Source organism: Haladaptatus sp. DYF46 (assembly GCF_021083305.1).
Taxonomy (GTDB): Archaea; Halobacteriota; Halobacteria; order Halobacteriales; family Haladaptataceae; genus Haladaptatus.
In genome coordinates, this window is record NZ_JAJFAY010000001.1 from 1,591,732 (window position 1) to 1,608,981 (window position 17,250).

19 protein-coding genes are annotated in these 17,250 nt (G+C 62.8%); 10 read left to right on the forward strand and 9 right to left on the reverse strand.

Annotated elements, in window-relative coordinates:
* Positions 1-24: 24 nt before the first annotated feature.
* Positions 25-156: a hypothetical protein gene (locus tag LJF34_RS28900; RefSeq protein WP_255665796.1), complete on the reverse strand. Its 132-nt coding sequence runs from the start codon at positions 154-156 to the stop codon at positions 25-27.
* A 101-nt stretch (positions 157-257) separates the two neighbouring features.
* Here LJF34_RS28900 and LJF34_RS08730 point away from each other — a divergent pair, with 101 nt between their 5' ends.
* Complete coding sequence (locus tag LJF34_RS08730) at positions 258-1,631, forward strand: nicotinate phosphoribosyltransferase (RefSeq protein ID WP_231184572.1); 1,374 nt, start codon at positions 258-260, stop codon at positions 1,629-1,631.
* Position 1,632: 1 nt separating this feature from the next.
* On the opposite strand, the gene LJF34_RS08735 is transcribed toward LJF34_RS08730, so the two are convergent.
* The 3 genes from LJF34_RS08735 to LJF34_RS08745 all read right to left on the reverse strand — a co-directional run bounded on the left by LJF34_RS08735 (position 1,633) and on the right by LJF34_RS08745 (position 4,756).
* A complete protein-coding gene (locus LJF34_RS08735) occupies positions 1,633-3,171 on the reverse strand; it encodes a trehalose-6-phosphate synthase (protein ID WP_231184573.1) in 1,539 nt (512 codons plus the stop codon).
* Between the two features lie 123 nt (positions 3,172-3,294).
* Positions 3,295-3,834, reverse strand: a complete 540-nt coding sequence (locus LJF34_RS08740; protein WP_231184574.1) for a gamma carbonic anhydrase family protein — start codon at positions 3,832-3,834, stop codon at positions 3,295-3,297.
* Between the two features lie 70 nt (positions 3,835-3,904).
* Positions 3,905-4,756, reverse strand: a complete 852-nt coding sequence (locus tag LJF34_RS08745; protein WP_231184575.1) for an NmrA/HSCARG family protein — start codon at positions 4,754-4,756, stop codon at positions 3,905-3,907.
* A 236-nt stretch (positions 4,757-4,992) separates the two neighbouring features.
* Between LJF34_RS08745 and LJF34_RS08750 the strand changes: the two genes are divergently transcribed.
* The 3 genes from LJF34_RS08750 (at position 4,993) to LJF34_RS08760 (ending at position 7,797) form a co-directional block, all read left to right on the forward strand.
* Positions 4,993-6,042 (forward strand): NAD(P)-dependent glycerol-1-phosphate dehydrogenase, encoded by a 1,050-nt coding sequence (locus tag LJF34_RS08750; protein ID WP_231184576.1) that lies wholly within the window; start codon positions 4,993-4,995, stop codon positions 6,040-6,042.
* A gap of 240 nt (positions 6,043-6,282) precedes the next feature.
* Positions 6,283-6,933 carry a helix-turn-helix domain-containing protein gene (locus LJF34_RS08755; RefSeq protein ID WP_231184577.1) on the forward strand — a complete coding sequence of 217 codons (651 nt, stop codon included), beginning with the start codon at positions 6,283-6,285 and terminating at the stop codon, positions 6,931-6,933.
* A 285-nt stretch (positions 6,934-7,218) separates the two neighbouring features.
* Positions 7,219-7,797, forward strand: a complete 579-nt coding sequence (locus LJF34_RS08760; RefSeq protein ID WP_231184582.1) for a response regulator — start codon at positions 7,219-7,221, stop codon at positions 7,795-7,797.
* Between the two features lie 29 nt (positions 7,798-7,826).
* Here LJF34_RS08760 and LJF34_RS08765 read toward each other — a convergent pair whose 3' ends face one another.
* From LJF34_RS08765 to LJF34_RS08780, 4 genes are all read right to left on the reverse strand, one after another.
* Complete coding sequence (locus LJF34_RS08765) at positions 7,827-8,660, reverse strand: ABC transporter permease (protein ID WP_231184584.1); 834 nt, start codon at positions 8,658-8,660, stop codon at positions 7,827-7,829.
* Positions 8,657-9,592, reverse strand: coding sequence for an ABC transporter ATP-binding protein (locus tag LJF34_RS08770; RefSeq protein WP_231184586.1), 936 nt, complete (start codon positions 9,590-9,592; stop codon positions 8,657-8,659). Before LJF34_RS08770 ends, LJF34_RS08765 begins: the two co-directional genes overlap by 4 nt.
* Before the next feature lie 64 nt (positions 9,593-9,656).
* The gene (locus LJF34_RS08775; protein WP_231184588.1) at positions 9,657-10,490 is read right to left on the reverse strand and encodes an ABC transporter permease subunit; all 834 of its coding nucleotides are present in this window, start codon (positions 10,488-10,490) and stop codon (positions 9,657-9,659) included.
* Positions 10,487-11,431 carry an ABC transporter ATP-binding protein gene (locus LJF34_RS08780; protein ID WP_231184590.1) on the reverse strand — a complete coding sequence of 315 codons (945 nt, stop codon included), beginning with the start codon at positions 11,429-11,431 and terminating at the stop codon, positions 10,487-10,489. The genes LJF34_RS08775 and LJF34_RS08780 overlap by 4 nt, the downstream gene beginning before the upstream one ends.
* 121 nt (positions 11,432-11,552) lie before the next feature.
* Between LJF34_RS08780 and LJF34_RS08785 the strand changes: the two genes are divergently transcribed.
* Positions 11,553-12,044, forward strand: a complete 492-nt coding sequence (locus LJF34_RS08785; protein ID WP_231184591.1) for a GNAT family N-acetyltransferase — start codon at positions 11,553-11,555, stop codon at positions 12,042-12,044.
* 19 nt (positions 12,045-12,063) lie between these two features.
* On the opposite strand, the gene LJF34_RS08790 is transcribed toward LJF34_RS08785, so the two are convergent.
* Entirely contained in the window at positions 12,064-13,869 is a 1,806-nt protein-coding gene (locus LJF34_RS08790; RefSeq protein WP_231184592.1) for a S9 family peptidase, read from the reverse strand.
* A gap of 215 nt (positions 13,870-14,084) precedes the next feature.
* Between LJF34_RS08790 and LJF34_RS08795 the strand changes: the two genes are divergently transcribed.
* From LJF34_RS08795 to LJF34_RS08815, 5 genes are all read left to right on the forward strand, one after another.
* Positions 14,085-14,378, forward strand: a complete 294-nt coding sequence (locus tag LJF34_RS08795; protein WP_231184593.1) for a HalOD1 output domain-containing protein — start codon at positions 14,085-14,087, stop codon at positions 14,376-14,378.
* 4 nt (positions 14,379-14,382) lie between these two features.
* The gene (locus LJF34_RS08800; protein ID WP_231184594.1) at positions 14,383-14,577 is read left to right on the forward strand and encodes a hypothetical protein; all 195 of its coding nucleotides are present in this window, start codon (positions 14,383-14,385) and stop codon (positions 14,575-14,577) included.
* Between the two features lie 84 nt (positions 14,578-14,661).
* On the forward strand, positions 14,662-15,126 hold the full coding sequence (locus tag LJF34_RS08805; RefSeq protein ID WP_231184595.1) for a hypothetical protein: 465 nt from the start codon (positions 14,662-14,664) through the stop codon (positions 15,124-15,126).
* Positions 15,127-15,401: 275 nt separating this feature from the next.
* Complete coding sequence (locus tag LJF34_RS08810; protein ID WP_231184596.1) at positions 15,402-16,001, forward strand: hypothetical protein; 600 nt, start codon at positions 15,402-15,404, stop codon at positions 15,999-16,001.
* Between the two features lie 84 nt (positions 16,002-16,085).
* A complete protein-coding gene (locus LJF34_RS08815) occupies positions 16,086-17,162 on the forward strand; it encodes a glycosyltransferase (protein WP_231184597.1) in 1,077 nt (358 codons plus the stop codon).
* Positions 17,163-17,250 lie beyond the last annotated feature (88 nt).

Genomic DNA, 17,250 nt, shown 5'->3' on the forward strand with positions numbered 1-17,250 from the left:
GTGGAGAATAGTTCCGTCTTCGCCCTAGCGGATTCGGTCGAAGACGGTACTCTGGCATTTGCTGCACTGGCGACGGTTGCGCCAGTACTTCTTCCCGCACGAGTGACATTTCCAGTTCGGCGTGAGGAAATCGGGTTTGAGCGATTCCAAGTTCATGCGACCACGTAGGTGTTCCACGAATAAACGCCTCTCGCCGGATTTCGTCGGCGAACGTTCCCGCCCCCAACTATTACTGGCGCGGCGTCGTCACGGTGGCTATGGTGGGGACCGATACGGGGAACGGAGAGGGGTTCGGCTACGTAACGCCCGAGAATCTGGGACTGTTCACCGACCTCTACGAGTTGACGATGCTGCAGGGCTACCACGCCGCGGATCACGACCCGCGAGCGACGTTCAGCCTCTTCTTCCGGCGGCTTCCGGCGGACAGGGGCTACCTCCTCGCCGCCGGGTTGGAACAGGCGATGGCGTACGTCGAGGACCTCTCGTTCGGCGACCGAGCCATCGACTACCTTCGAAATCGGGGGTTCGACGAGGACTTCCTCGCTCGACTCGCGGAGTTCGAGTTCACGGGAACGGTACGGGCGCTCCCCGAGGGTACGCCCGTCTTTCCCGACGAACCCCTGCTGGAAGTGACCGCGCCCATCTTCCAAGCCCAACTGTTCGAAACGGTATTGTTGAATCAAGTCGGCTTCCAAACCCTCGTGGCGTCGAAAGCCGCTCGAATGCGCGAGGCGGTCGAACGGCACGGCGACGACCAGTCGCTCGTCGATTTCGGTGCTCGGCGCTCCCACGGTACCGACGCCGGGATGAAGGCCGCCCGCGCCGCCGCCATTGGCGGGTTCGACGGCACCTCGCTCGTCGCCGCCGGTGAGGAGTTCTCGCTTCCCGTCTACGGGACGATGGCCCATTCGTGGATACAGAGTTTCGAGGACGAACGCGAAGCGTTCGAGGCGTTCCTCGACCGATTTCACGAGGACACGATCCTGCTCGTGGACACCTACGACACCGTCGAGGGCGCGAAACTGGCGATGGACGTGGCCGAAAACTACGACGCCGAGGTCGGCGTGCGACTCGATTCGGGCGACCTCGCCCCGCTCTCGAAGGACGTCGCCGAAATCGTCGGGGACCGCCCGATTTTCGTCTCCTCCAGCATGGACGAGCACAAAATCGCCGACTTCCTCCGCGACGGCGGCGTGGCGACGGGGTTCGGTCCCGGCACCGCGCTGACGACGAGTCGGGACGCCCCGTCCCTCGACCTCGTGTACAAACTCACCGAGATCGAGCGCGACGGCGAGATGCGCCCGAGCATGAAACTGTCGTCCGGCAAGGTCACGTATCCCGGCGCGAAAAGCGTTCGCCGCGTCGGTGAGGACGGCTACGAGCGCGATATCCTCGGGTTGCGCGGCGAGGACGGTCCCGGCGAGGAACAACTCGTACCCATCTTCGAGGACGGGGAACGAGTCTCCGACCCGCCCGAACTCGGAGCCATCGCCGACCGGGCGGGCGAACGCCGACGAAAACTACCCGACGAGTGCCGAGCGTTGCGCTCCCCGGCCACCTATCCCGTCGAAATCAGCGACGACCTTCGTGAACTGGCTGACGACGTACAGGCCGAGTTGGAAGCCCGATGAGTTACGCCCTCTCGCCCCGCTTTACGCCCTCGCCGTCTCGCTCCGCCAGCAGTTCGCCCGCCCGCTGAACCACGTCGTGTTTCCACGCCTCGATATCGTTCTCCTCGACTTCGGACCACAACCGATCCATTCGACTTTCCCGGTCGGAGAGGTCCATCGTCAGGGCTTCCTCGATGCCGTCCGCGAACGACTCGGTGTCGTTCGGATGCACCGTCAACGCCGCGTCGCCGAGATTCTCGTGTGCGCCGACGAGTTCGCTGAGGACTAACACGCCGGGTTCGTCCACCTGCGACGCCACGTACTCCTTCGCCACGAGGTTCATCCCGTCCCGAATCGAACTCACGAGGGCCACGTCCGACTCCCGGTACAGGGCGGCCAGTTTGGCGACCGACAGTCGGTCCTCGATGTAGACGATGGGTTGCCACGTCTCCGTTCCGAAGCGTTCGTTGATCCGTTCGACTTCGTCCGTCACCGTCTCCCGGACGCGCTGGTAGTCGTCGATTCGACTGCGACTCACGCTCGCCTTCTGGACGTAGGTGAAGCGTCCACGCCATTCGGAATGTCGCTCCCACAGCAGTTCGAGGGCGGCCAACCGCTGTTCGATTCCCTTCGTGTAATCCAACCTGTCGACCCCGACTGCCAACCGCTCCGCCCCGAGCGGATACGCCTCCCGAAGCGACTCCCACGCCTCGTCCGTTTCCGCCGACCCCGCGAGGCGTCGTCGTTCCGCCGCGTCGATGCCGAGCGGGAACGATTCGACGCGAATCGTCCGCCCCTCGTAGCGAATCGTCTTCTCCTCGTGGTTTACCTCGGCGTCCAACGCCGCCGAGACGCATTCGAGGAAGTTCTCGCAGTAGCGGTCGGTGTGGAAGCCGAGGAGGTCGTTCGCCAGCAGTCCGTCGAGGAGTTCGTCGTACTCCGGGCAACTCCTGAGCACGTCCCACGACGGCCACGGGATGTGCCAGAACTGCATGCAGAATGCGTCCGGTTCGTCCTCGCGGATTCTTCGCGGTGCGAGCGCGAAGTGATAATCCTGAAACCAGACGACCGCCTCCGACGGGTCCACTTGCTCACGTATCGCGTCCGCGAAGTGCTCGTTCGTCTCGCGATAGTGTCGCCAGAACTCCTGTTTCGGCGTCATCTTGGCCGTGTCGGAGTGACACAGCGGCCAGAGTACCTGATTGCTGTACCCGTAGTAGTAGTTCGTCACCTGTTCGTCCGTGAGGGAGACGCGCTTCAGGTCGTAGGCGGGCGAGTCGGGCGGCACGCGTACACACCCGTTCTCGTCGCTCATCTCCTCGTCGCCGTCGCCGCTCCCCCACGCGACCCACGTGCCGCCGGTGCTCGCCATCATCGGGTCGAGTGCCGAGGTCAGGCCGCCCGCCGGTCGGACGACTCGAATCTCGTCCCCATCCCGTTCGTGAACGTATGGCTCCCTGTTCGACACGAGGACCAATTCGCGGTTTCCGAGCGGAAGCGTCGCGGAAGCGGCATCCCCTTCTTCCGGTTCGGAGAGAGTGCCATCTGCAGTTTCGTCCATTATGGTTGTCGCTCGTTCCTTTCTCGGGGAGTGAAACCAATCACTGCGTGGGTTGCGCTGGCAAGTTCCTTTATTACCCTCGAAATTCCGATCGAGACCATTTTCCCCGCGCCTGGATGCGTTCTAACCGTCACTCGACCCCTGTCCGTCCCCCTCGAACAGCGCTCCGTGACGTTCCGCGAGTCCGGTGTACTCCCCCGAGGAGTACGACTCGAAAATTTCCTCCGCGTCGATGGTCGTCTCCGCGAGCGGGGTCACGCGCGCGGGAACACCGCGAGCGAACGATTCGGGCGGAATCTCGGCCGATTCGGGCGTGACGGTCCCCGCCGCGACGATGCTCCGCTCGCCGATCGTTACGTCCGTGTTTATCGTCGCGTTGAACCCGACCAGCGCCCCGTCGCCCACCGTCGCGTCGTTCAACACCGCCCCGTGACCGACCATCACCCGGTCGCCGACCGTCGAGGCGTGTAGGACCGCGTTGTCGCCGATGTGCGATTCTCGGCCGATTCGGACGGGAGCCACGTCGCCCCGGAGGACGGCCCCCGGCCAGACGCTCGCGTCGGCGTCGATTTCGACGGTTCCCACCACGGTCGCCTCCCGGCAGACGTGGGCCGATTCGTGTATCGACGGTTCACCCCCTTCGAACCCGTACGTTCGAACCATACCTCTGACACGACGTTCTGGGGCAAAGCTCTGCTGGGGGTTCGAAAGCGGAACGATTCCGCGAGAACGCCTACTCGCCCCATTCGTGTTCGCGGAGGTACTCCTCGAACAGCGTGAACTCCGCGTCGTGGTTCGCCCGCAGTTCCGCGAGGTCGATGGGCGCTTCCCGCCGATTGAGCCAGCGGTACATCGCCGCGTAGTCCTCCCCCGCCCGCTTTTCGAAGGTGTCGATGGGCACGTGGTCCGCCGTCACGTCGATGCCGATGCTCTCCGAGAGTCGAACCGCCATCGCCGACAGGGTGAGTTCGTCGCCCGCGATGTCGATGCTCCGCTCGACGTAGTTCGCCCGCCCGTGGAAGGCCTCCGCGACGATCGCGCCGATGTCGTCCACGTCTATCAGGTACATCGGAACGCGCGGTTCGAGCGGCATCGACAGCGTCTCGTTCATCACGTCGTCGCGCATGCCCTCCAGATTCTGCATGAAGGACACCGGCCTGACGACCGTGAGCGGCAAATCGAGGTTGGCGAGGCGGCGTTCGATGGTGTGTTTCGTGTCGAAAAAGGGCACGCCGCTGTCCCTGTCGGCACCCCACACCGAACTGAACACGAAGTGGTCCACGCCGTGTTCGGCGGCGGCCTCACCGAGGTTCGTCCCCTGTTCGACCTCGGCGTCCAACCCCGCTTCCGACGTGGTGACGCCGTAGACGCCGTCCATGTCGGCCATGGCACGCGCGAGCGACGCTTCGTCCAAGAGGTTGCCCTCCACGACTACCGCACCTAACTCGTCCAGTTCCCGTGACGCATCGCTCCCCGGGTCCCTCGTCAGCGCGTGAACTTCGACTCCCCTCTCAATGAGGTGGCGCGCGACCGCTCCTCCCTGTCTTCCCGTTGCTCCCGCCACGAGCACTCGTTCCGGTGGCATGACGGGGAGAGAACGCCGCGGAGTCGCTTAGTCGTTGTCGCCCGCGTTCGGCGATAGCGAGAGAACAACGACGAGCCGACGAGGAGCGAACCGAGGACCACCCCGAACTGACGGTCGCGCTGGAAAAGTGGGGGCACCGAGCCGCCGTGATAGAACTCCATCCGGAAACCGACCGAACGACCTCGGCACGTCGCGGGAGGGGAAACTGTTTGACTGCGCACGAGAGAGTGTCGGACATGTTCGAGAAATCTTCGTGGATTCGCCTGCCGCGGAACGTCGTGGTGGGCCATGGCGTTCTCTCGGAGACGACGGCGGCCATCGACGAACTGCATCTGCACGGGACGCCGCTCCTCGTGACGAGTCCGACGCCGAACGAGGTGGCGGGACGACGCGTCGCGGACCAGTTCGAAGAAGCCGGGTGGGGAGTCGAAACCGTGGTCATCGAGGAGGCGAGTTTCGCGTCCGTACAGCGGGTCATCGACGTGGCGAACGAGGTGGAACCGGGCTATCTCGTCGGCGTGGGTGGCGGGAAGGCCATCGACATCGCCAAGATGGCGAGCGACGAACTCGGGCGAGGGTTCGTCTCGATTCCGACGGCGGCGAGTCACGACGGCATCGTCAGCGGGCGGGGGTCGGTCCCGGAGAAGGACACGCGCCACAGCGTGGCCGCGGAACCGCCGCTCGCCGTCGTGGCGGACACGGAAATCATCGCGGACGCACCGTGGGAACTCACGACCGCGGGGTGTGCCGACATCATCAGCAACTACACGGCCGTCGAGGACTGGCGGTTGGCGAAGCGGCTCCAGAACGTCGAGTTCCACGAGTACGCCGCGACGCTGGCGGAAATGACCGCGGAGATGCTGGTGGACAACGCCGACACCATCCGACCCGGGCTGGAGGAGTCGGCGTGGGTCGTCGTGAAAGCGCTCGTCTCCTCGGGCGTCGCCATGAGTATCGCCGACTCGTCGCGACCGGCCAGCGGAGCCGAACACCTGTTCTCGCACCAACTCGACCGAATCGCGCCGGGGGCGGCGCTGCACGGTCATCAGGTAGGCGTCGGGTCCATCATCACGGAGTACCTCCACGGCGGCGACTGGCGGGGCATCCGCGACGCGCTCGCGACCATCGGCGCGCCGACGACGGCGGAGGGGTTGGGGATCGACGCCGACACCGTGGTCGAAGCGCTCACGACGGCCCACAGGATTCGGGACCGGTACACCATCCTCGGAAACGGAATGAGTCGAGCGGCCGCGTTCGAGGCGGCGGAGACGACGAAAGTAATCTGAATAGTACGCGTTGGATTTCGTTCGAATGGAACGTCGATTCGTGAACCCCATACGAGTACTACGGAATCGATACCGGCAGGAACGTGACGGATTACGGAGTCGATAGCCGTTCGGTTCGGAGATTGAACGCACTTCGTTCCAGTAACGTTTTTCGATGAGACGACGGCGATTATGCTCGAATTTGGCAACAACATTGAATACCCCAGCGTAACTGATTTCTCGTGGTGGTATCGAAAACATATGAGTTCCATCGTTGAGATTTCGATATCCGCCGACGAATTTGCACTCGGCCGCGCGTTGCGTGCGGATTCGCAGGTGCAAATCGAACTCGAACGTGTCGTCCCGGTAGGAATGTCGATGTTCCCTTTCTTCTGGGCGCGCGGTGACGATATCAGTCGGTTCGAGGCGGCAGCACGCACCGAACCGGCCGTCAACACGCTCACAAGGATCGACACTCGGACCGATGATACGTTGTTCCACGTCGAATGGAACGACGAGATCACGAACCTCGTCCACGGAGTCGAAGAAGCCAACGCGACTATCGTGGAAGCGAACGGGACGGCGGACGACTGGACGTTTCATCTTCGGTTTCCGGCACAGGAGGAGATGTCTACGTTCCAGACGTTCTGTCAACACGAGGAAATTCCGCTGCAGGTCGAACGGGTATACTCCATGCAGGAACGGGCGGTTCACGATTCCGCGGGTGTCACACCCGCACAACGGGAAACGCTCGTCGCTGCCTACGAGGGGGGATACTTCGAACAACCGCGCGGAATCACGCGTGAAGGGTTAGCCGACGAACTGGGAATCTCTCCACAGGCCGTCGGTGGTCGTCTTCGACGCGGATATGCGAACCTCATCGCCGGATTACTCCGTCCGATGAATGGATAGCTCGTTGAATCAGCAAGGCACTTAAGTGTGTTTCGTAGGAAACATGTGGTCTCAACTACTTCGGGCCACATCGTTTCTACGTGACCGGACGCTCGGAAACGGCGACGATGGTGGGCACTTTCATCCGCATTACAGCCACACCGTTAGGGGTACGTCCGAAACTCTCGAAGAGATTCAGCCCTTCCACCCGCGGTCGGAAAGTGGAACCCTCCATAACGAACAGTGGACAACGCCATCGTCCGTATCAGTCCGGAATCCGTCCGTCCATCGACCGGGAGACCACGAATGAGTGACCACCGAATACTCGTCGTCGACGACGAACAGCCGATTGCCGACCTGTTTGCCCGGTGGCTCGAAGACGAGTACGACGTTCGAATCGCATACAGCGGTGCGGAAGCGCTCGCATCGCTCGACGACTCGCTCGACGTCGTCCTCCTCGACAGAGACATGCCCGAGACGAGCGGCGACGACGTTCTGGAAACGATTCGAAGCCGCGGCATCGACTGCCGGGTCGGGATGGTGACGGCCGTCGAACCGAGCTTCGACGTGCTCGCGCTGGGCTACGACACGTACGTCGTCAAGCCCGTCACCGAACCGAGCGAACTACACGACGTCGTGAAGAGTCTCCTCCGCCGGTCGACCTACTCGACCGACGTTCGGAGACTCCTCGCGCTCTCGTCGAAGCAGGCAGCCCTCCAAACGCGAATCGGCCAGTCAGAACTGGAGAACCACGAGGAGTACCAAGCACTGATCTCGGAGATACGAAGCCTGAAACGGTCGCTTTCGACGACGGTGGACCGGATGGACGACGCCGAGTTGGACATGGAACTGACCACCAACGCTGTCGCTCCCGAAGGGACGTAAGGCGAAAAAATCCATTCTGACGGGATTCGTTAGCTGATGTCCGCGCGTTCGAACCGCCAGTAGCCGAGCGCGACGGGAACGACCAACCAGAACGCGAGGATGACGAGCGAGAACCATCCTTCGAGGTAGAAGGGGGCGCTGCCGTTGACGAGCTCCGCGTACAAACTCGGGGCGCTCGGGTCGGAGAGGAAGCCCGCCGCGACGCTGTAGGCGTTCGTCGGATTAATGATTTGCAGGAGTAAATACCACGAAGGGAATCCTCCCGCCCCGCTCGGCATTCCGCCCTCAATGAGGTAGTAGACTCCAAGCGGAATGACGCTCCAGACGAGTTCGAACAGGAAGAACAGGCCGATGGCTCCCGCCATCGCCCGCGACCGGGTGGCCGCCATCGACGAGAAGCCGATGGCGATTCCCACGAACACCATTCCGAAGATGAACGTGACCACTCCCTGAACGAGGAAGTCGGTCACGGGGAACGACCCGTACTGGACGAAGAGGACGATGGCTCCGGCGATGAACGCGATGATGGTCGCGACTCCGACGATGCTCGAACGGCCGATGAGTTTGCCCAGAACCACGTCTCGTCGGGTGTGTGGCAACCCGAGCAGCAGTTTGATGCTTCCCGACTCGCGCTCGCCCGCGATGGCGAGGTACGCGACGACGAGCGCCGCGAGGGGGACGAGGAGGGTTGCGGGCTGACTGAGGAGTCCGATGGCTTGTTTCGCGGTGAAGTCGTCGGTGAACGCACTCACTGCGTACATCACACCGGCCGTTGCCAGCACGAACAGAACCGTGATACCCCACAGCATCTTCGAACGGGCGGCGTCCTCGAAATCCTTGCGCGCGACGACGGCCCAACTCATGCGTGGGCCTCCGATTCGAGACGCTGGCTATTCGAACCGGTCGTGTAGGCCTCGAAGAGGTCTTCGAGCGAGGACTCCTTCGTCCTGATGTCGGAGACGGTTGCACCCGCCTCCTCGACGGCGTTGATGACCTTCGCCTTCGCACCCGCGTCGGTGTACGTGACGTGAATCTCGTTGCCCTCGACGGCCGTGTTCGTGACGCCCTCGACGTTCTCCAATCCGACGTTCGGAACGGTGTCGACGGTCAGGATCATCGTGGCACCGGTTCCGGCCGCGTCCCGGAGGCCGTCGATGGTATCGACGGTGATGAGTTCGCCTTTGTTCATGATGGCGACGCGGTCACACACCGCCTCGACTTGACTCAAGATGTGGCTGGAAAAGAACACGGCCGTTCCGCGGTTCGCCTCCTGTTGAATGATTTGGCGCATCTCCTTGACGCCGTGCGGGTCGAGGCCCGAGGAGGGTTCGTCCAGAATGAGCAGGTCCGGGTCGCCGACCAGCGCCATTCCGAGAACGAGGCGCTGGCGCATCCCTTTCGAGTACCCGCCCGCAGCACGCGAGGCGTCGTCGGCGGAGAGGCCGACGCGTTCGAGTATCTCGTCCGCGTCCTCGTCCGTCCCCTTGGAGTCGATGGCGAACTGGATGTGTTTTTTCCCCGACAGCCGTCCGTAGAGGTCCGTCGCGTCGGGAAGAATTCCGATGCGTTCGTGGATCGCCTGTGTCTCCGCTTGGGCGTCGTAGCCGAGGACCGTCGCCGTCCCGTCCGTCGGGCGGATGTAGTCCATCAGCATGTTGATCGTCGTTGATTTTCCGGACCCGTTCGGACCGAGGAAGCCGAACACTTCCCCTTCCTTTACTTGGAGGTTCAGGTCACGGACCGCGACCACATCACCGAACCGCTTGGTGAGACCAGTCGTTTGTATGGCGGCCATAACGGTCATATAATTCCTAGGGTAGTTAAATGTATGCTGCCATGATAATTCATCGCACACACGTTCATCCAAGGTCAGCGCGCTCGAACCGCCAGTAGCCGAGCGTGAGGGGGACGACCAGCCAGAGGCCAAGGATGACCAGCATGAACCACTTCTGGAGGTAGAACGGTACGGTGGCGTCCTGTGCGAGTACACGGAAGTAGTAGAGTTGCTGTTGGGTGAACACAAGGTCCGCGGCGCGCTGGAACGCGTAGGGCGGACTGATGAGATACACGAACTCGTAAACCTGGGCGGAGAGGTGCATGCCGAGCGTGTCGTCGGCGACGAATCGAAGCGCCGCCGATGGCGATATCGCCGGAATCGTCCAGAGGACGTTGAAGACGAAAAAGACGCCCACCGAACTCGCCATCGCCCGCGAGCGGGACGCACACGCGGCCGAAAGGCCGACGGCGATGGCGATGTACGTCACCGCGAAGAAGAGGAACAGCACGAAGAACTGCGCCAAAGCGGCGATATCGACCGATGCGAGGAGGAGGGACCCTTCGACGGCTGCGATGGCGAACGCCAACAACAGGCCGAGGGAGACGACGGCCGACCGGCCGACGAACTTTCCGACCACGAGGTCCAGGCGCGTGTTCGGGAGTCCGAGGAGGAACTTGATGCTCCCCGATTCGCGTTCGCCCGCGATGGCGAGGTACGCGATGACCAGCGCGCTGATGGGGATGATGAAGATGCCGACGAGCGCGATGAGTCGGAGCACGTTCGTCATGGTCACGTCCGACGGCGCGACGTAGACCGTCAGCGCCAGCACCGCGACATAGAGGGCGATGAGCGCCCACAGTCCCTTCGAGCGTCGGGAATCGATGAAATCCTTTCTCGCGACGGAGACCCAGCTCATGCGGAGACCTCCACGCGCGCGTCGGGTTTCTCGCCGGAGTCGTCACCCGTCGTGTAGGAAGTGAACAGTTCTTCGAGCGACGCTTCCTCGGACTGAATGTCGGTGATGGTCCCCGCCGCGTCCACCCGCTGGACCACTTGCGGTTTCGTCGCGGGGTCGGAAAACGACACTCTGAGGGTGGATTCCTCGACGGACACGTCGGAGACGCCCTCGATGGAGGTCACGTCGAGGCCCGTGGGAACCCGTTCGACCGAAAGGAGGAGTTGCGAGCGGGCGCCGGTCAGTTCTCGAAGTCGGTCGATGGTGTTCTGTGCGACGAGTTCGCCGTCGTTCATGATTCCGACGCGGTCACACACCGCATCGACTTCGGAGAGGATGTGGCTGGAGAAGAACACGGCCGTCCCGCGGTCCGCCTCCCGCTGGAGGAGTTCGCGCATTTCGGCGATTCCGTGCGGGTCAAGGCCCGAGGAGGGTTCGTCCAGAATGAGCAGGTCCGGGTCGCCGACCAGCGCGGCGGCGAGCGCGAGACGCTGGGTCATCCCCTTGGAGTAGCCGCCGACCTTCCGGTCGGCTTCCTCCTGTGTCAACCCGACGCGGTCGATGAGCGTCGCAGGGTCATTGGTCGCGCTCTTCGCGTCGATGGCGAATTCGAGGTGTTCGCGCGCGGTCAATCGATCGTAGAGGTGATAGCCGTCGGGGAGGATTCCGATTCGGTCGCGGATGGCGCGGGAGTCCTCCTGTGCGTCGTAGCCGAGGACCGTCGCCGTGCCGCTGCTGGGACGCATGAAATCCAACAGCATGTTGATGGTGGTGGATTTCCCCGCTCCGTTGGGACCGAGAAAGCCGAATATTTCGCCTTCCTCGATCGTCAAATCGAGGTCGCGAACCGCGACGACGTCGCCGAACCGCTTCGTGAGGGACTTGGTTTCGATGGCGGCCATGGCGGGACTTTCGATGCCGCCTACAAAAGTTTTCTCCTGATTGACAGCTACCGACGTGTCGGTTGATAGCACGAGACATCCCCTCGAAAGGACTATTGACCGACAGGAGCCACCACCTCGAATGGTCACGCCCGAACTTCGTCCCGCACGACCGACCGACGCTGCCGCGATTCGGCGCGTCGCCCGCCGGTCGTGGCATGCCGCCTACGACGACATCATCGGCACCGAGGCAGTGGACGACACCATCGACCGGTGGTACGACCCGGACCGACTCCGCGAGAGTACGCGGGAACCGACCCACGAGTTCTTCGTCGCCGAACGCGACCACCCTGTCGGGTTCGTCCACGTCGCCCCGGACGACGGGGAAGGGACCTTCGAACTCCGCCGCATCTACGTCCTCCCGGACGAGTGGGGCACGGGGCTGGGAACTCGCTTGTTGACCCGCGTCGAACGGCGATTGGAAGAGCGTACCGCCGACCGACTTCGGCTGGTCGTCCTCGCCGACAACGACGTCGGCGTGGGGTTCTACGAGTCCCGCGGCTTCGAGCGAGTCGAGGAACGGGAAGACCCGACGCTCGGCGTTCGGGAGTACGCGTACGAGAAGGAGTTGTGAATCCGAAAACCGACCGCCGTTAGACGTACTCCTCCAGGAACGCCGCAATTTTCGTGTACGCCTCGATTCGGTTCTCTAGTTTCGAGAAGCCGTGGCCCTCGTCGGGGAAGACGAGTTTCTCGACGGGGACGCCCTGTTCGGCGGCCTCCTCCGCGATCTGTTCGGCCTCGCCGACCGGAACGCGCGGGTCGTTTTCGCCGTGCAGGACGAGCAGTGGCGCTTCGATGTGTTGGATGTTGTTGATGGGGCTGACGGACTCCAAAAAGTCGCGGTCGTCTTCGAGCGACCCGTACTCGGCCTCCCGGAGTTCGCGCCGCCAGTCGCCCGTGTTTTCGAGGAACGTGACGAAGTTGGCGATGCCGACGATGTCGATTCCGGCGGCCCACAGGTCGGGGTACTCCGTCAGCGCCGCGAGGACCATGAAGCCGCCGTAGGAGCCGCCCATGGCGACGATTTTGTCGGGGTCCACGACGCACTGGTCGTTGAGCCATTCGACGCCTGCCTCGACGTCGGCGACCGAGTCCATCCGCTTTTCCACGTCGTCCAGATGGGTGTACTCCTTGCCGTAGCCCGACGACCCGCGGACGTTGGGTTCGAAGTAGGCGTAGCCGCGGTTCAGGAAGTACTGTTTGACCGCGCCGAACGACGGGCGGCGCTGGCTCTCGGGACCGCCGTGGATGTCCACGATGACGGGTGTTTCGCCCGCCGTTGCGCCGTCGGGGACCGAAAAGAACGCGGGAATCGAGCGGTCGTCGAAGCTCTCGAAGTGGACGAGTTTCGGGCGGACGAACGAGTCGGCCGGGAGTCCGGCGGTCGACGCGTCGGTCCAGCGCTCGGCCTCGCCGGTTTCGGTTTCGACGACGTAGACGTTGGTGTTGCTCGCGCTACCGGTGACGGAGATGGCGAAGCGTTCGGCGTCCGGGCCGAAGCTGACTCCTCCCGCGATTCCGCGCGGCAGGTTCGGCGTCGGGAACTCGCGGATGGTCGTCCCGTCGGTCAACTCGCCGACGGTGAGTTCCGTGTAGCCGTCCTCGTTGCGCGAGTAGACGAGTCGCCCCGTTTCCTCGTCGAGCGCACAGCCGTCGACGTTCCAGTTCCCACCCTCCTCGACGAGTTCGATGGCGTACGTGTCGAGGTCGAGGCGGGAGAGATACATCGTGTCGGCACCGTCGTCGGTGACGAGGTAGAGCGCGTCGCCGTCCGGCCCCCAGTTGATGCCCTGATATCGGACGTTCCCCTCGTGCGGCGTGACGTGTTCGGCGTCGCCCGATTCGATGTCGAGGACGTGGAGGTCGCGGTCGAACGAGGAGTGCGATTCGACCACCACGAGGCGGTCATCGTCCGGACTCCATCCGGCGAGCGAGAGCCATCCGTCGCCCTCGTACACCATCTCGGCGTCGTCTCCGGTCCCGGTGCGGTCCTGTACGTACACGTCGAAGACGGCGTTGTCCCGTCGGTTCGAGGCGAAGGCGAACTGCGACCCGTCGGAGTTCCACCCGCCCCACCGGTGTTTGGCGTCCGGCATCGCCGTCAGCGGCGTGACCGTTTCGCCGTTGCCGTCGAGTCGGAACAGTTGCTGGCGTTCGTTCCCGCCGTCGTCCATCCCGAAAGCGAGTTCGTCGCGCTCCGGCGACCACGAGACGAACGTCACCCGCTCGTCGTAGAACGTCGATTGATTGGGCCACGTCCGTGGGCCGTCCAACTGCCACACTTGTGGGACGCCGGTCGTATCCAAGAGGAAGCTAAGCCGCTTCCCGGCCGAGTCGAAGGACGCACCGTAGGCGTTTCGAACGTTCAGGTAACGCTCGAAATCGTAGGAGGTCATCGTCGATGGGTTTCGGTGCCGAGGGGATAGTCCTTTGCGCGCCGGAACTCGCGCGTTATTGATCGTGAGAAAATAGACAGATTAAACACATTTCATGATACTTAAAGAATGGAGATACAAAGGCACAGACTTTGAACGACCGATAACTTGATTTGTACTACGTTTCGTGATATAGTATGGATACGACATCTCAAAATTCTCATAATGATTCGGATTTGATACACCAGTTCTCGTTCGATAGCGCTGAAACCGACAGCATCGTCGTCGCTGTCAGCCTCGCGGTGTCGGAGGTAACGGGGACGCCGATGGAGAAGATGCCGCCGCTACAGGGGACGCTCGACTGCGACGCGCTGGAATCGTTGTTCGACTCGTTCGATGTGGACGACATCCCCGGTATCGGGACGGTACAGTTCCCGTTCCACGGATGTACGGTGCGCATCGACACGACCGGGATGGTACAGGTGTACGACGACACACCTCGATTGGGTGCTGGCGGCACCAGGTGCTAGCGCAGTGGTGACCGAACTGGAACTCCTCTCGGTGGCCGAATTCGAGGACGAACTCGGTCAACTGCTCGAAGTGAGCGCACAGAACGGAATCGACTTCGACCGGTCGTGGACGTTCCGACTCCCCAGCGATGACGTCCCCGACGTGATGGTCGAAATCACGTGTTTGCGAAAGCCTTCTTCTGATCCTGTGGAGCAGTAATGACGCAGTTCGACGCGTAAATCCATCGTTTCCCTCCGGTAGCCGGTGTATAACAAAAACCCCTGCGTGAGACGCCCGGACGCCATGCAGACGAAAAAACGACGCGTCCTCGTGACGGCCGTCATCTGCCTGTGTATCGCCGGAAGCAGCGGCGTCGTCGGGACGACGCACGGACACGCTACCCACGAACAACGGCACGCGACGAACGCGACACACGACGCTATCAGGGTCGAGTTCGTCAACGATTCGACCGCCGTGGTGTACGGCACGGCAGAACGCGTCGGCGTCGGAACCGCGTGGAACGCGCCGGACGGTGCCGCAACGTCGTACTTCCAGTACGGCCCGATGAACGGGACGACGCGTATCGCCGTGCCGCGCCAGGGTATCGACACCACGATAACCTACGTTACCGTGTACGACGACACGCACGCGACGCCGGTGCTGACGAGGCAACACGGTGCCACCGCGGGGAGTTCGACGAACGCGACGGCCACATCGAGCTGCCGAACGTCGCCGTCGGCCCGAGAACGCGTCGATACTGGACGATAGACGAACACGGCAGGAGTACAGCCGAACGCGGCGCTTTTTCGCGGGATCGACCAAGAATGGTGCTGTTTTCTCAGTCCAATCGACAGGTAACAGTCGATTGAGTGGCCAGTTCCCGTGAAAACGCGTCGTCCGCACTTCCTCCGAGTCGGCCGGGTCGACCCCGCGTTTGTCAGACGATAAACGGTTTATGGCGGCGGGACATCGCCGGATACGGGGTAAACGGAGTCGCTGATTTATGCGGTATCTCGGCGTCTACGCCCGACAGGGTGGGAAGAATGAATACGACACATTCGCGGGAGCGCGCTGACCGGACACGGTCACGTGCGTTTTCAGAACAGGAGGTGTACGATGCGGTGAAAAACTTGCGACGGAGGTACGTTCTTTACTCGCTCAACCGGCAACAGGAGTCCGTCGAGTTGGGGGAACTCGCGGAGCAGATCGCCGCGTGGGAGAACAACATCACGCGGGAGGAGGTGACGCCGGAACAGCGCAAATCGGTGTACAGTGCGCTGTATCAGACGCACCTCCCGAAGTTGGAAAACATCGGTATCGTCAGTTACAACCGGGATTCAAAGGAGGTGTCGTTCACCGACAGCGCGCGGGACTTCGAACTGTATCTCGCAACCGACGCACAGACGACGATTCCGTGGCACAAACTCTACGTCGCGCTCTCTGCCGTCAGCGCGTTTCTCCTCGTGCTCGCGTGGCTCCGCTTCGTTCCCGCATCCGGGTTCCAACTCGCGGGGCTCGTTCTCGGTGCGTTCGGTGTGACAGCGCTCGCACACTTTTACGACCGCCACTGTTGGCAACGACGATTTCAGGGTGCGACCCCGGATCTCGCCGTGGAGTTCGGCGACGATGGCTGGTTCCAGTGAGCCAGTTCCGACAGATCAGGGAAGTCCCACTATCGGCATCCAGATGAAAGAAGACTTTTACTTTCTCGTTTCGTGGCGGGGAGTATGCGCGTCGCGTTCGTCGCAGAAGTGACGGCCCAACACGAAGACACGGAGAGAACCCGTCGACTTCGACGTATTGCGGAGTTGCTCGCGAACCGCGGCCACGAGATAACCGTCTTCTGTGCTCAGTGGTGGGACGGCGACCACGGGACGTTCGAGCAGGACGACGTGGAGTACCGCGCGGTGACGAAGGACCCGCCGGGTCAAACGCCGTCGCGACGCTTCGCACTCTCGCTTCCGGGCGCGCTCCGCCGGACGAAACCCGACGTGATTCACGCCGCCACGGTGCCGAAACACGTCCTCGCGGCGAAGACGGCGAGCAAACTCGCGCGCGCACCGCTCGTCGTGGACTGGTACGAATCGCCGTCCGAAACGATCGGAACGTCCTCGAAGTCGCTCCGAATGGCGGCACGGACACCGGACGAAGTCATCACGCCCTCCGAGACGATACGAACCCGCGTCCGGGAATTGGGCGCGGACGGGAACAACGTGCGGGTGATTCCGAACAACATCGACATGGACGCCATCCGCGAGGCGCAGGTGGTCGAGGGAGCCGACATCGTCTACTCGCGCCGTCTGGACGAGGATGCCAACGTGGAGAGCCTCTTTCTCGCGCTCGCCGAGATCCGTGATAAGGGATGGCACGCCGTCATCATCGGCGACGGACCCGAGCGCGAGGGGTACGAGCGACAGGCCTCGGACCTCCGTATCGACGACCGCGTGGAGTTCACCGGCGCACAACCGGTCGAAAAACGGATACCGGTGTTTCGCGGCGCGCACGTTTACGTCCAGACCGCCCGGCGCGAGGCGTTTCCGACCGACCTGTTGCGCGCGTTGGCGTGCGGCTGCGTCGGCGTGGTCGAGTACCACGTCGAATCGAGCGCGCACGAGTTAGTCGAGCAGGAGGACCGTACCTTCCGAACCACGAGCGAGCAGGAGCTCACGGAGGCACTTCGGTCGGCCGCCGAACTCCCTCAGATGACGGAAAACGAGGAGTTCGAGCGCTACGACACCGATCCCGTGTTGGAGCAGTATCTCGATTGCTACCGCGACGTACGGGACTCGTACGGTTTCTTCTAACGGAACGTCCAGCGGGTCAACGACGGACTATAGAGCGGGTGAAAGGCCTACCGCCGACTAACGAGGGGGTTCGAGCGGTGGCGATGGG

Coding starts and splice junctions, on each gene's coding strand:
- LJF34_RS28900 (WP_255665796.1), bottom strand. CDS start 156: ATGAACTTGGAATCGCTCAAACCCGATTTCCTCACGCCGAACTGGAAA.
- LJF34_RS08730 (WP_231184572.1), top strand. CDS start 258: ATGGTGGGGACCGATACGGGGAACGGAGAGGGGTTCGGCTACGTAACG.
- LJF34_RS08735 (WP_231184573.1), bottom strand. CDS start 3,171: ATGGACGAAACTGCAGATGGCACTCTCTCCGAACCGGAAGAAGGGGAT.
- LJF34_RS08740 (WP_231184574.1), bottom strand. CDS start 3,834: ATGGTTCGAACGTACGGGTTCGAAGGGGGTGAACCGTCGATACACGAA.
- LJF34_RS08745 (WP_231184575.1), bottom strand. CDS start 4,756: ATGCCACCGGAACGAGTGCTCGTGGCGGGAGCAACGGGAAGACAGGGA.
- LJF34_RS08750 (WP_231184576.1), top strand. CDS start 4,993: ATGTTCGAGAAATCTTCGTGGATTCGCCTGCCGCGGAACGTCGTGGTG.
- LJF34_RS08755 (WP_231184577.1), top strand. CDS start 6,283: ATGAGTTCCATCGTTGAGATTTCGATATCCGCCGACGAATTTGCACTC.
- LJF34_RS08760 (WP_231184582.1), top strand. CDS start 7,219: ATGAGTGACCACCGAATACTCGTCGTCGACGACGAACAGCCGATTGCC.
- LJF34_RS08765 (WP_231184584.1), bottom strand. CDS start 8,660: ATGAGTTGGGCCGTCGTCGCGCGCAAGGATTTCGAGGACGCCGCCCGT.
- LJF34_RS08770 (WP_231184586.1), bottom strand. CDS start 9,592: ATGGCCGCCATACAAACGACTGGTCTCACCAAGCGGTTCGGTGATGTG.
- LJF34_RS08775 (WP_231184588.1), bottom strand. CDS start 10,490: ATGAGCTGGGTCTCCGTCGCGAGAAAGGATTTCATCGATTCCCGACGC.
- LJF34_RS08780 (WP_231184590.1), bottom strand. CDS start 11,431: ATGGCCGCCATCGAAACCAAGTCCCTCACGAAGCGGTTCGGCGACGTC.
- LJF34_RS08785 (WP_231184591.1), top strand. CDS start 11,553: ATGGTCACGCCCGAACTTCGTCCCGCACGACCGACCGACGCTGCCGCG.
- LJF34_RS08790 (WP_231184592.1), bottom strand. CDS start 13,869: ATGACCTCCTACGATTTCGAGCGTTACCTGAACGTTCGAAACGCCTAC.
- LJF34_RS08805 (WP_231184595.1), top strand. CDS start 14,662: ATGCAGACGAAAAAACGACGCGTCCTCGTGACGGCCGTCATCTGCCTG.
- LJF34_RS08810 (WP_231184596.1), top strand. CDS start 15,402: ATGAATACGACACATTCGCGGGAGCGCGCTGACCGGACACGGTCACGT.
- LJF34_RS08815 (WP_231184597.1), top strand. CDS start 16,086: ATGCGCGTCGCGTTCGTCGCAGAAGTGACGGCCCAACACGAAGACACG.